Raw genomic sequence first — 12,506 nt, 5'->3', positions numbered from 1 at the left:
TGCCCGCGCCCTGGGGCGGTCAGACCGGGGGCCAGGGGATGGCCGGCCACTCTCCGCTCGGTTCCGGGTGTCTGCCTGACGTGAGCAGGGTCTCCACGCGTGCGCGTGTGGCCTGTATCTCGGTGACTGTGATCAGGTCGGTGAGGCGTGCGGTCAGTGTTCCGGTCTCCTCCAGGGCGGCCTTGAGCGTCTTCAGCACCTCCACCGCCTCACCGGTGAGGGGCTCCCCCGCCCACCCCCACAGCAGCGTCCGCAGCTTGTTCTCGGCGTTGAACGTGACCCCGTGGTCGATCCCGTACAGCCGTCCCGCGCCGGCGGGCAGCAGGTGGCCGCCCTTGCGGTCGGCGTTGTTGATCACCACGTCGAGGACGGCGAGGCGCCGCAGCCGCTCGTCGTCGGCGTGCACGAGCAGCGCCGTACGGCCCTCCCCCACCTCGGCGAAGCCGATCGCCTTCCAGCCGGGCCCGGGCTCCTCGCCCTCCACCAGCGCGAGCAGCTCGGCCTCCTCCGGCACCAGCTCGATCCACAGCTGGCACATGCCCTCGCCGTACGGCCCGTCGCGCAGCACGGTCGGGGGCACCAGCCCCCAGCCGGTCGCCTCGGACACCTCGTACGCGGCGACCTCGCGCTGGGCGAGCGTCCCGTCGGGGAAGTCCCACAGGGGGCGCTCACCGGCGACCGGCTTGTAGATGCAGGCGGCCTCCTGCCCGTCGTAGGTCACCGTGCAGTACAGCGCCGCGTTGGAGGCCTCCCGGATGCGTCCGCGCACGGTCAACTCGCCGTGCGCGAGCAGGTCGGCGGCCGTCACGCTCCGCGGCGGTATCCGTTCTGGCGCGGACATACGTGTCCTTCCGGGTCGAGCGGGAGGCTGCACAGCGGGCACGGCGGCCGCCCGGCGTTGACGACGTCGAGGGCGCGCTTGGTGAAGGCCCTGGCCTGGGCGCCGGTGAGCCGGACCCGTAGCATCGGGGGCCCGTTCTCCTCGTCCTGCAGCAGCCGCTCCTCGGCCTCGGCGAGGTCCTCCTCAGAGTCGGCGTCCAGTTCCACCAGGGCCTGCGCCTCGACGATCATGCGCTCTTCCTCGCCGTCCCAGGCCAGCGCCATGGTGCCGACGCGGAACTCCTCCTCGATGGGGCTGTCGAGCGGGGCACTGTCGGCGATCTCCGTGGGCGCCACGGCCGGGACGGCCGCGCTGCCGCCACTACGGCGTACGACCTCGTCGAGCAGCTCTTCCATGCGCTCGGCGAGCGCTGCGACCTGGGTCTTCTCCAGGGCCACGCTGGTCACCCGGGAGCCGGCTGAGGCCTGGAGGAAGAACGTACGGCGCCCGGGCAGTCCGACCGTACCGGCCACGAAGCGGTCCGGTTGGTCGTAGAGGAACACCTGACGGGACACGTCCTGTCTCCATTGGAATCGTGAGTACGTGAACGTCCATGCTGAACGCGCGTGTGTGTGAACCGCTTCACCCTACTGCGGCCGACGATCACGGTGCGCCCGCACCGCCCCCGACTTGGGCTTCGTCGGCCGACGGCGCCTCGCGCGGCACCAGGGAGGCGAAATCCCCGGTGTCGCCGAGGCGGACGAGAAACGGCCTGAGACGTGTGTAGCGGATCGCGGTGATGGAACACGGTTCAACAGAGATCCTCTGGAAAAGGTCCAGATGAAGTCCGAGTGCGTCCGCGGCGAGGGACTTGATGATGTCGCCGTGCGAGCACATCAGATACACCGCGTCGGCGCCGTGGTCCCGCTCCACGCGCGCGTTCCACTCGCGCACCGCCTCGGCCGCGCGGGTCTGCATGGCCCGCATCGACTCGCCGCCGGGGAACTGGGCGGCCGACGGGTGCGCCTGCACGACCTCCATCAGGGGCTCGTCCTTCAGCTCTGCGAGCTTGCGCCCGGACCAGTCGCCGTAGTGGCACTCCCCGATCCGCTCCTCGGTGTGCACGGGCAGACCGGGGCGGGCGTCGAGGAGGGGCTGGATCGTCTCTTGGCAGCGTTGCAGCGGGCTCGTGACGACCTCGGACAGGGGCAGCTCGGCGAGCCGCCCGGGCAGTGCGGCGGCCTGTGCGGCGCCGCGTTCGTCGAGAGCGACGCCGGGCGTCCAGCCGGCGAGCAGTCCCTCGGTGTTGGCGGTGGAACGTCCGTGCCGGACCAGGATCAGCGTGGGCATGCGGCCCAGGGTAGGCATACGCCGTGGTACGGCGGACGCCGGACGACGGGAGAATGCGCTCCGCGACCGTCGACTGTGCCGTCTGCCGCGACGGACACCGCACGGATGGCCCCGAGGACCTCCCGGACGCGCTGGGCGAGGCGCGGGCCGTGGGCGGGTCGTCTGGATCGGGCTGCCCGAGCCGTCGGAGCGGGAATTCGACCGGGTCACCGAGGAGTTCGGGCGGAGAGTCTGGACCGGCTGGTGTCGGACATCCTCTCGGCGCATCTGGCGCAGATGAACGTGCGGCAGAACGACAACAGGCTAAAGATCTCCGCGTGGGCGGCCATGGCCGCGATTCCCACGATGATCGCGGGGATCTACGGCATGAACTTCGATCACATGCCGGAGCTGCGCGGGCTACGGTCGTATCCGGCGGTGATCGTGGGGATGGCCGCCCTGGAGGTGCTGCTGTACCGGCTGTTCAAGCGGCGGGGGTGGATGTAGGGGTCGGGTGTGTCCCGGGCGCTCAGGCGAACTCGGGTGCCGTGGTGGCCGGGCCGCCCAGGGCGTTGCGGTGGTCCGGCGTCTTCAGGGACACCATCCGGCGCCAGCCGCCGAGGCGTTCGTAGCCGTGGACCGCGTGGATGCCGGCCGCGAGCGCCGCGGCCTTGGGCCTGGACCAGCCGAGGATGCGGCCCATGTGGGCCATGACCGCGAGGCTGACGTCCCGGTAGATGCGGATCTCGGCGAGCGCGCACTCGCGCAGGGTCCGCTGGATGGCCCGGCCGTGTCCGGCGTCCGTCAGGCGGAGTAGTTCCTCGTGGCAGTAGGCGAGGTGGTTGTCCTCGTCGTTGGCGATCATCCTGACTGCGCGGCCGAGGTCGGGGTGGTCGGCGAAGTGCTTGCGGAGCATGTCCATCTGCTCGGAGGCGCGCTGTTCGGTGACCCGGCTGTGCGCGAGGTAGGTGACGATGTCCTGGACGGTGAGCTTCTCGTCGCGCCTGAGTTTCTCGTGCGCGAGGCCGACGCCATGCTGTTCCAGGAGCATGGTGTAGTCGGTCTCCGGCGGGACGGGGACGGGTTCGAGGCCACGCTTCTTCATCAGCGCGTTGAAGATCCGGCCGTGTTTGTCCTCGTCGGCGCCGTGCCGGGTGATCTTGGGGGCGAGTGCGCGCTCGGTCTCGGGGACGAGCGCGGCGATGCGCGCGTTCTCCCAGCCGCCCTGTGCCTCGCCGCTGGCGGCGATGGAGCAGAACAGGGCGTAGGACTCGTCGTTGTCGAGGATCTCCTGGAACAGACTCTTGGCCGAAAGCATCGTGGGCATCCTCTCTGCCGGGTTCCGCGAAGTCTGCAAAGAACGAGTCAAATGCCGGGCGAGGGGTGCTGCAACAGTTGTGTCGGACAACTCCGCCGAAAGAAGGACGGCGGGGTCATGACGCGGGCGCATCGCGCGCGTGTGTGGGCTGGTTTCGCAGTGTGCGGGGGCGTAACCGGGGTGTGTGTCGGCGCGTTGTTCCGCATGACGGCCGTGGCGGGGAAGACCCCCGAGCCCCCACCACGGCCGTGGAAAGCTCCGCTGGGCGCCGGGAAGCTATGCGAGCCCGGCGCGTTCCAGGGCCTCGGTGCCGGCGCGGAGTGAGGCGATGCGCTCGTCGAGGCTGAAGCCGGCCGGGGCGAGTGTGAGGGTGGTGACGCCGGCCTCCGCGTATGCCTTCATGCGGTCGGCGATCCGGTCGACGGAGCCGAGCAGGGTGGTCCTGTCGATGAGTTCGTGCGGTACGGCGGCCGCGGCGCCCTGCTTGTCGCCGGACAGGTACTTGTCCTGGATCTCGGCGGCTGCCTTCTCGTAGCCCATGCGCTGGGCGAGTTGGTTGTAGAAGTTCTGCTTGCGGCTGCCCATGCCGCCGACGTAGAGCGCGGTGTAAGGGCGGAAGGTGTCGGCGAGGGCGGGCAGGTCCTTGTCGTCGCCGACGGCGAGGGGCAGGGTCGGGCACACGTCGAAGCCGTCGAGCGTCTTGCCTGCCTTTTCGCGACCCGCGCGGAGATACTTGATCGTGGTCTCCTCGAGATGATCGGCGGAGGGGAAGATCAGCAGGGCGCCGTCGGCGATCTCGCCGGTCTGTTCGAGGTTCTTGGGGCCGATGGCGGCGATGTAGAGGGGGATGTGCTCGCGCTGCGGGTGCACGGTCAGCTTGATCGGCTTGCCCGGACCGCCGGGCAGGGGCAGCGTCCAGTGCTCGCCGTCGTGGGTCAGGCGCTCGCGGGTCATGGCCTTGCGGATGATCTCGACGTACTCGCGGGTGCGGGCGAGAGGCTTGTCGAACTTGACGCCGTACCAGCCCTCGGAGACCTGCGGGCCGGAGACGCCGAGGCCGAGGCGGAAGCGGCCGCCGGAGAGGGAGTCCAGGGTGGCGGCGGTCATCGCGGTCATCGCGGGCTGGCGGGCGGGGATCTGGAAGATGGCCGAGCCGACGTCGATCCTGGTGGTCTGGGCGGCGACCCAGGTCAGTACGGTGGCCGCGTCCGATCCGTAGGCCTCGGCGGCCCAGCACACGGCGTATCCGAGCCGGTCGGCCTCCTGCGCGACGGCGAGATTGTCCGCGTCCATGCCGGCGCCCCAGTAGCCGAGGTTGATCCCTAGCTGCATGCCCGATTCCCCTTACCGATCAGTAACGTCCCTTGGCGGAGACCTTAGCGCGGGGGCGGGGGGTGTGGGCCAAGCGGTCCCTTTGGGCGCCGTCGGCAAAGCTCAGCCCTCGAGGTCCACGGACGATGATGCATCTGCCACCTCTCAGCCCGTCCCGGCGTTTGAGGAACCGAGGCAACAGCAGCCGTGGTAGCTGCGGGCAGTCGTGCCTCCCATGGCGAAATCGGTCGTCCACAGGCCCCCACAGCGCAGGTTCTGACCAGTAATCTCGGCGTTCATGGAGCAGAGGCATCTCGGCCGTACCGGCCTGCGCGTGTCCCGGATCGGGCTCGGCACCCTCACTTGGGGCAGGGACACCGACGAGCACGACGCGGCGGACCTCTTGAAGACGTTCTGGGAGGCGGGCGGGACCCTCGTCGACACGGCGGACGTGTACGGCGACGGAGAGGCCGAGTATCTGCTCGGGCGCCTGACAGACGGCCTGGTGCCGCGCCGGGACCTGGTCATCTCGACGAAGGCGGGCAGCGTACCGGACCCCGACCGCCGCTTCGACGGCTCCCGCGGCCACCTGCTCTCCGCCCTGGACGCCTCGCTGTCCCGGCTCGGTACGGACTACGTCGACGTGTGGCACGTCCACGCCTTCGACCCGCACACTCCGCTGGAGGAGACCCTCCACGCCCTCGACCTGGCGGTCGGCAGCGGCCGCGCCCGCTACGCCGGCGTCTCCAACTTCTGCGGCTGGCAGCTCGCCAAGGCGGCGACCTGGCAGCTGGCGGTGCCGGGCACGCGGACGCGGCTGGCGAGTACGCAGATGGAGTACTCGCTGTTGCAGCGTGGTGTGGAGCGCGAGGTGCTACCCGCCGCGCTGGACACGGGCATCGGAGTGCTGCCCTCCTCACCCCTCGGCCGCGGGGTCCTGACGGGCAAGTACCGGGGCGACACGACACCCCCGGACTCGCGCGGTGCCTCGGAGCACCTGGCCCCGTTCGTCGCGCCGTACCTCGACGACACCGCCAGCCGCATCGTGGACGCCGTCACGACCGCGGCGGACGGTCTCGCGGTGACCCCGCTCCAGGTGGCGCTCGCCTGGGTCCGCGACCGGCCCGGCGTGGCCGCGCCCATCGTTGGCGCGCGCAACGCGCAGCAGCTCACGGCGGCATTGTCAGTGGAGACCCTTAGTCTTCCTGGCGAGATCTGCCGGGCGCTCGACGACGTGTCGGCGCCCGTGCACCGCTATCCCGATCACGACTGGAGCACGCTGTGAGCACGGAGCCCGAGACCACGGAGGACGCCGAGCCGGGGACGCCGGGCGCCGACGGCGGACAGGCTGCGGAGGACGTCGACGGTACGACCGACGCGGAAGGCGGCGAGGCCGGCGCGGGGGGCGACGGTGGTGACGCCGACGCGTCCCAGCTGTCCGAGGCCGAGGCCGAGTTGCTGGCACAGCAGGCCGAGCGGGAGCGCATCGAGCGACGCAAGGCCGAGAAGAAGCGGCCGGTCGAGAGCGGCGCGAAGCTGAGCGGCAAGGCCGCCGATCTGCTGGCTGCCGTGCGGGCCGTGGAGAGCGGGGAGAAGCCCGTGGCGGCCGTCTTCGCCGGGCCCGAGCCTGCCCCTCGTCGGGCTGCGCCGGAGCCGGCGCGGCGGCCGCAGCCGGTGTCGGCGCAGGCCCAGGTTCAGGCTCAGGCTGTCCTCGCGCCCGCGGCGGAGAGCGTGCAGGCCGTGCGGCAGGTGCTGGCCGAGGGCGGCGCGCCCGAGGCGCTCGCTTTGCAGGTCGCCGCGGTACTCGGCGAGGGCGCGGAGGCGAGCCTGCGGGCGGACCCCTGGCAGTTGCTGCGCATCGGCGGCGTACGGCCCGAGCAGGCCGACGGGTTCGCGCGGGCGCTGCTCGGGCCGGAGTGCGGGCCGGACGACGAGCGGCGTGGGCGCGCGGTGACCGTGTGGCTGCTGGAGCAGGCGGCCCTGGCCGGGCACACGACCCTGGAGTTGCCGGCGCTCACCGCCGCGCTGGCCCAGCGGGGCGTGCCGGACACCGGCGCCGCTGTACAGGACGCCATCGCGGAGGGTGAGGCCCTGGTCTTCCAGGACGCCCTGGAGGGGCCCGGCGCCCAGGACGGGGACGAAGAGGACGAGGAGCGTCCCGTCCGTGTCCTGGTCGGGCTCGAGCGGTACGCGCTCGCCGAGGAGAGCCTCGCCGACGGGCTGGCCCGGCTGGTCAACTCCGTGCCGAAGCAGGATGGTTCGGCACAGGAGTGGGAGCGGGCTGCGGCTTCCGCGGAAGGGGCGGGCGGCGGGCTGATCCGGGCGGTCGCGGGGCACGGCGTGGTTCTTCATACGGGTGGGGAGGCGTCGCTGGCCGAGCCGGCCGCGCTGGTGCAGGCGGCGCACGGGCTCGGGCTGCGTGCCTGGGCCGCCACGCACACCATGATCGGGCGCGGGCGTTTCGCGGCGCTGCTGCGCCGGCATGCCGGTTCCGATACCGGCGAGTCCGGACCTGGCGTGGCCACCGTCGCCGGGTTGCTGTCGGGTGCCGAAGGGCCGGGGCGGGACGCGGACGGTGCCCTGGATCTGGACCTTCTCGTGGTGCTCGACGCGCCGCAGCTGGACGTCGAGGCGGCGGCGCTGCTGACGGAGTCGCTGCCGGACGGGGCCCGGCTGGTGCTGTCCGGGGATCCGGCGGTGCTGTGGTCCGTGGGCCCGGGGCGGGTGTTCGCGGATCTGCTGGCGGCGCGGGTCTGTCCGCAGATCGCCTCGCGGCGCCCGGACCCCGGTCCGCTGGGCGAGCTGGTCTCCGGCATCGGCGTTGGCGAGCTGAACCAGGTGGAGGCGCCCGGCAAGGAGGTCGTGATCGTGCCGGTGCGGGACGCGGGCGAGGCTGTGCACCGGACCGTGCAGCTCGTCGTGGACTCGGTGCCGCGGGCGATCGGCGTCCCGGTCGAGGAGACGCAGGTGATCACGCCGGGGCATGGCGGTGCGGTGGGTACGCGCGCGTTGAACGCCGCGCTGAAGGAGCGGCTCAACCCCGGTCCCGGCCGTTTCGGCGGCTTCGACCCCGGCGACCGGATCGCCTACTCCCCCGCGCCGGGTCGTACGCTGCCGGGCCGCGTGGTGACGGCCGACGCCGAGGGGCTGCACCTGTCCTGCGCGGGCGAGGCGGTCGTCGTACCGAAGGAGCGGGTGGAGCAGACCGTGCGGCACGGGTGGGCGTTGACCGCGCACCAGGCGGTGGGCTGCCGGTGGCCCGCGGCGGTCGTGGTGCTGCCCGGAGACGCCGCGCAGGCACTCAGCCGCCCGTGGGTCTACACGGCGTTCGGCCGGGCCGACCGGCACCTGTCCGTGGTGCACGGCGTTGAGCAGGCGCTCCCCCGGGCCGTGGCCGAGACCCCGCACAAGCCCCGTACGACCCGCCTCCCGGCCCTCCTCGCCCCACAGATCCCGACGACGGCGGCCTGAACCGCACGCCGACCGCGGACGCCCGGGTGTGCCCGACGGCAAGCCGACCGCGCGAGTCGCACGGCGACTCGCTCGCAGGCCGCGATGGCGGGGCCCGGCCCGCCCGCCGACTCCGCGGGCCCGATGGCGGCCCGACCCATGCGGGGCCCGGCCCATGCAGGGGCCCGAGCCCTCGCGGCCCGACGACGGGCCCCCACATGAACAGCCCACCGCGCCGGCCGGACGGTGAGCCGGTGCCGGAGTGCCGGATCTCCCGGGTTCGCAGGACGTGCCAGGCGCCCGGGGCAGACGAACGGCGGCGGTCACCAGGGAGTCTCCCGGTGACCGCCGCCGTCGTGGTCGGGCCTGCCGTCGGCAGGCCGCGTCAGCGGTCCGCGTCCAAGGGTTCCAGGTCCTCGTCCTCGTCCAGCTCCGAGTCGAGGTCGGCCGAGTCCTCTTCGTCGTCCTCGTCGTCGAGGTCCTCGTCGTCGAACACCGCGCTGACGTCGAAGCGGCACACCACCCGCTGCGGATCGATCTGCTCGAACGGCGCCTCCAGCCACTCACCGGGGTCGGCCGGCTCGTCCGCGGCGGTCACCCACAGCGTGGAGTCGCCCTCCTCCAGACCGAACTCCTTGTGCCGGGTGACGATCTCGTCCGGTTCGAACTCGCCGAACAGGATACCGAGCGCGCCGTGGATCGTGCCGGAGGCCGCCACGCCCACGCCGTCCGCGCCGTCCTCCTCGTCCACCGCCTCGATCCGCTGGGCCTGGGCCAGCAGCCGCTGCGGCTCCACCACGGCGTAGTCGCGGCGGATCAGCACGCTCAGCGCGTTCGGTTCCTCGGGGCCGGTGTACGGCGGCAGGGATTCCTCCGTACCGGGGATCTCGAAGGGTGTGACCTCGTCGTGGCGGTCGTAGAGCAGCTCGTCGTACGCCTCCGCGGCCGCGGCCAGCTGGTTGAACGCCTCGTAGACGGCCGGGTCGTCCTCCCCCGACCTGCGTTCGACCGCGGCCAGGTGGCGGTCGAGCGCGGTCTTGACCGCCTCGGCGGCGGCGCGTACCTCGGCAGCGGTGGGCTGCACAGCATCAGACATACTGCAGACGCTATCCGTACCGAGGCTCCGCACGCACAATAGATGCGATGCCGGAATACGAATTTGTCGACGTGTACGTGCCGCGCGGGGTCTCCCGCAAGGAAGCGACACGGCTGCTGACGGACCACGCCGAGTACGGACACTGGGAGTTGGACCGCCTGAGCCTGCTGCGTGACGGCAGCCGCAGGGTGCGGTTGCGGCGGCGGATCATCCGCCAGGTACGCGCCACGTGGTGAGCTGAGGCAGTGCACACGCACGGAGCGGGCCCCGCCGACGCGGAGCCCGCTCTGTGCGTGTGTCCTGGCGTTACGCCGAGGCCCGTGCCTTGCGGTACAGGACCGTGCCCGCGAGCAGCGCGGCGGCGCCGACCGGCAGGACGACGCCCAGGGGCAGGTCACCGCCGGTACGGGCGAGCTGCGTGGTGCCGTCGGGCTGGGCGACGGACAGCGCGCCCGGCTGGTTCGGGTGCGCGGGGTCGCCAGGGGTGTGCGCGCCCGGGGTGCCGGGGCGGGAGGGCTCCACGGGGTTCTCCGGGCCGCCCGGCCCTCCCGGGCCCCCGCTTCCGGGGTTGCCCGGGTCATTCGGGTCGCTCGGATCGCCGGGGTTTCCGGGCGGCGTCTCGTGGCCGCCGCCCGGCGGGGTAGCGGAGTGGCCGCCGCCCCCGTTGCCGCAGTCGTTGCCCGTGGTGGTGCTGCCTGCCCCGGCGACGTCGACGCCGTTGCCGCAGATGTTCACGGGGACGTGGATCGGCGCCTGGACGTGGTTGCCGGAGCCGACGCCGGGCGAGTCACTGGCGTGGCCGTCGGCGTGCGAGCCGCCGTTTCCGCCGGAGTCGCCGTGCCCGCCGGACGACGAGCCGCCGCCCAGGTTGGCGCATGCGTTGCCCACCGACGGATTGAGCACGCCGACGACGTTGACCGTGTTGCCGCAGACGTTGACCTTCGCGTCCACCGGCGCCTGAACGGTGTTGCCGGACAGCACGCCGGGCGAGTCCGAACTGGAGCCGCTCGCGCCCGAATCGGCGTGGGCGGAGCTGCCCGCGGCGGCGATCAAACCGGTCGCCGCGGCCACAGTCATCAGGCCCTTGCGGGTGACGTGTCGCATTGCTGAATTCCTGCCTTCGACCTTGTGCCGGGAACGGGCGCGGAATGTGCCCGTACTCGGCGTTCCGACGTATCGAAAAGACCGGTCGGCCCCGGAGCGCATGGCGCGCGGTCCGGGGCCGACGGACTTCAAAGCCCCCCCCACAAATGCCGGACGGGGTCAGGCCCTCATGAAATGAGGCACAACGTCACTTGTTGATGCAGGTGTTGCCGAAGGCGGGGTTCAGCAGCCCGATCACGGAGACCGTGTTGCCGCAGACGTTCACCGGGGCGTGAATCGGCGCCTGGACAACGTTGCCGGACAGGACACCCGGGGAGTGCACGGCGGCACCCTGGGTACCCGCGTGGGCGACGGCCATGCCCGCACCCGCGAGAACCAGCCCACCAGTGGCAGCCGCAGCAGCGACGACCTTCTTGATCATTATTCCTCCTTGTTGGCAATGCGATCCAAAATTGCGGATCACATGACCAGTAACGAGGACGGAGTAATGAGGCTACGAGCATATGGTCCCATTCACTCTTTATCGGGCCCACTCGTACACGCAGCCTATTACTGTGGCGTTATCCCGATTACTGTGGCGTTATCAATGGCCAACGGACGCGGTGACCGAGGGTTCAGGACGCGTCGATGAAACGGTCCAGCACCCGCACGCCGAAGGTCAGGCCCTCCACCGGCACCCGCTCGTCGACGCCGTGGAACATGCCGGCGAAGTCCAGCTCCGGCGGCAGCTTCAGCGGCGCGAAGCCGAAACAGCGGATGCCGAGGTCGTCGAAGGACTTGGCGTCGGTGCCGCCGGAGAGCATGTACGGCACGGCCCGCGCGATCGGATCCTCGGCGCCGAGCGCGCTCTGCATGGCGTCGACGAGCCTTCCGTCGAAGTCGGTCTCCAGCGCCTTGTCGGCGTGCACGTCCTCCCGCTGCACGCGCGGGCCGAGGATCCGGTCGAGGTCGGCGAGGAACTCCTCCTCGTGGCCGGGCAGGAAGCGCCCGTCGACGTGCGCGGTGGCCTGGCCGGGGATGACGTTGACCTTGTAGCCGGCGCCGAGCATGGTGGGCGCCGCCGAGTTGCGCAGGGTCGTGCCGATCATGCGGGCGATGCCGCCGAGCTTGGCGAGGGCCTCGTCCATGTTCTCGGGGTCGAGCTCGGTGCCGAGCGCGTCGGACAGCTCGTCCAGGAAGGCCCGTACGGTCTTGGTGATCCGCACCGGCCACTTGTGCCGGCCGAGCCGCGCGACCGCCTCGCACAGCTCGGTGATCGCGTTGTCGGTGTTGGTCATGGAACCGTGCCCGGCCGTCCCGTCGACGGTGAGCCGCATCCAGTGCATGCCCTTCTCGGCGGTCTCGACGAGGTAGAGCCGCAGCTTCTCGTTGACGGTGAAGGAGAACCCGCCGACCTCGCCGATCGCCTCGGTGACCCCCTCGAAGAGGTCGGGGTGCTTGCGTACGAGGTGCTTGGCACCCCAGGTGCCGCCCGCCTCCTCGTCCGCGAGGAAGGCCAGCACGATGTCCCGGGGCGGCTTGCGCCCGCTGCGCATCCGGTCGCGGACGACGGCGAGGGTCATCGCGTCCATGTCCTTCATGTCGACGGCGCCGCGCCCCCACACGCACCCGTCGGCGATCTCCCCGGAGAAGGGGTGGTGGGTCCAGTCGTCCGCGTTGGCCGGGACGACGTCGGTGTGCCCGTGGATGAGCAGCGCGGGCCGGGAGGGGTCCTCCCCCTCGATCCGGGCCACGGTGGAGGCGCGCCCCGGGTGCGATTCGAAGATCTTCGGTTCCAGGCCCACCTCGGCGAGCTTCTCGGCGACGTACTCGGCGGCCTTGCGCTCGCCCGGTCCCGAGTGGTCGCCGTAGTTGCTGGTGTCGATCCGGATCAGCTCGCGGCAGAGGTCCACGACCTCGTCCTCCCCGGTGACGCCCCTGGCCGTGTCCGTGTCGCTCACGTGCTTCCTCCCGACTGTAACTGCTGGTGGGTCCCCCTCATCCTCCTCCTGCCCGGGTCCGGCCCCAAGACCGGGACGCGCCCGTCACGTGCCGTTCACACGGGGGCCGGGGTGATCGGCCCCCTGCGAAAGCCTGGT

Annotated in this window: 12 protein-coding genes and 1 pseudogene; 4 read left to right on the top strand and 9 right to left on the bottom strand. The window is 71.7% G+C overall.

Annotation, left to right across the window (positions count from 1 at the left end; genetic code table 11):
- Positions 1-19 precede the first annotated feature (19 nt).
- The 3 genes from H8R17_RS13280 to H8R17_RS13270 form a co-directional block, all read right to left on the bottom strand.
- Entirely contained in the window at positions 20-841 is an 822-nt protein-coding gene (locus tag H8R17_RS13280) for an SCO1664 family protein (RefSeq protein ID WP_187823372.1), read from the bottom strand.
- Positions 805-1,395 (bottom strand): DUF3090 domain-containing protein, encoded by a 591-nt coding sequence (locus tag H8R17_RS13275; protein WP_187823371.1) that lies wholly within the window; start codon positions 1,393-1,395, stop codon positions 805-807. Before H8R17_RS13275 ends, H8R17_RS13280 begins: the two co-directional genes overlap by 37 nt.
- Before the next feature lie 88 nt (positions 1,396-1,483).
- Positions 1,484-2,170 (bottom strand): histidine phosphatase family protein, encoded by a 687-nt coding sequence (locus H8R17_RS13270; RefSeq protein WP_187823370.1) that lies wholly within the window; start codon positions 2,168-2,170, stop codon positions 1,484-1,486.
- Positions 2,171-2,395: 225 nt separating this feature from the next.
- On the opposite strand from H8R17_RS13270, the pseudogene H8R17_RS46650 reads away from it, so the two are divergent.
- A pseudogene (locus tag H8R17_RS46650) lies at positions 2,396-2,656 on the top strand (CorA family divalent cation transporter); the annotation flags it as partial.
- A gap of 22 nt (positions 2,657-2,678) precedes the next feature.
- On the opposite strand, the gene H8R17_RS13260 reads toward H8R17_RS46650, so the two are convergent.
- Complete coding sequence (locus H8R17_RS13260) at positions 2,679-3,467, bottom strand: ferritin-like domain-containing protein (RefSeq protein WP_187823369.1); 789 nt, start codon at positions 3,465-3,467, stop codon at positions 2,679-2,681.
- A gap of 276 nt (positions 3,468-3,743) precedes the next feature.
- The gene (locus tag H8R17_RS13255) at positions 3,744-4,799 is read right to left on the bottom strand and encodes an LLM class F420-dependent oxidoreductase (protein WP_187823368.1); all 1,056 of its coding nucleotides are present in this window, start codon (positions 4,797-4,799) and stop codon (positions 3,744-3,746) included.
- A 277-nt stretch (positions 4,800-5,076) separates the two neighbouring features.
- Between H8R17_RS13255 and H8R17_RS13250 the strand changes: the two genes are divergently transcribed.
- Both H8R17_RS13250 and H8R17_RS13245 read left to right on the top strand, forming a co-directional pair.
- Positions 5,077-6,063 (top strand): aldo/keto reductase, encoded by a 987-nt coding sequence (locus H8R17_RS13250; RefSeq protein ID WP_187823367.1) that lies wholly within the window; start codon positions 5,077-5,079, stop codon positions 6,061-6,063.
- On the top strand, positions 6,060-8,249 hold the full coding sequence (locus tag H8R17_RS13245; protein ID WP_187823366.1) for a helix-hairpin-helix domain-containing protein: 2,190 nt from the start codon (positions 6,060-6,062) through the stop codon (positions 8,247-8,249). The genes H8R17_RS13250 and H8R17_RS13245 overlap by 4 nt, the downstream gene beginning before the upstream one ends.
- 364 nt (positions 8,250-8,613) lie before the next feature.
- On the opposite strand, the gene H8R17_RS13240 is transcribed toward H8R17_RS13245, so the two are convergent.
- Positions 8,614-9,324, bottom strand: coding sequence for a hypothetical protein (locus tag H8R17_RS13240; RefSeq protein ID WP_187823365.1), 711 nt, complete (start codon positions 9,322-9,324; stop codon positions 8,614-8,616).
- A gap of 47 nt (positions 9,325-9,371) precedes the next feature.
- On the opposite strand from H8R17_RS13240, the gene H8R17_RS13235 reads away from it, so the two are divergent.
- A complete protein-coding gene (locus tag H8R17_RS13235; protein ID WP_014671721.1) occupies positions 9,372-9,560 on the top strand; it encodes a DUF5703 family protein in 189 nt (62 codons plus the stop codon).
- A 70-nt stretch (positions 9,561-9,630) separates the two neighbouring features.
- Here the strand turns inward: H8R17_RS13235 and H8R17_RS13230 are convergent, their stop codons facing one another.
- From H8R17_RS13230 to H8R17_RS13220, 3 genes are all read right to left on the bottom strand, one after another.
- Entirely contained in the window at positions 9,631-10,428 is a 798-nt protein-coding gene (locus H8R17_RS13230; protein WP_187823364.1) for a chaplin, read from the bottom strand.
- Between the two features lie 187 nt (positions 10,429-10,615).
- Complete coding sequence (chpH, locus tag H8R17_RS13225) at positions 10,616-10,849, bottom strand: chaplin ChpH (RefSeq protein WP_187823363.1); 234 nt, start codon at positions 10,847-10,849, stop codon at positions 10,616-10,618.
- A gap of 193 nt (positions 10,850-11,042) precedes the next feature.
- Positions 11,043-12,368, bottom strand: coding sequence for a M20/M25/M40 family metallo-hydrolase (locus H8R17_RS13220; RefSeq protein ID WP_187823362.1), 1,326 nt, complete (start codon positions 12,366-12,368; stop codon positions 11,043-11,045).
- Between the last annotated feature and the right edge of the window lie 138 nt (positions 12,369-12,506).

The organism is Streptomyces sp. TRM68367 (assembly GCF_014495685.1).
Lineage (GTDB): Bacteria > Actinomycetota > Actinomycetes > Streptomycetales > Streptomycetaceae > Streptomyces.
This window is presented reverse-complemented; position numbering and strand designations above follow the sequence as displayed.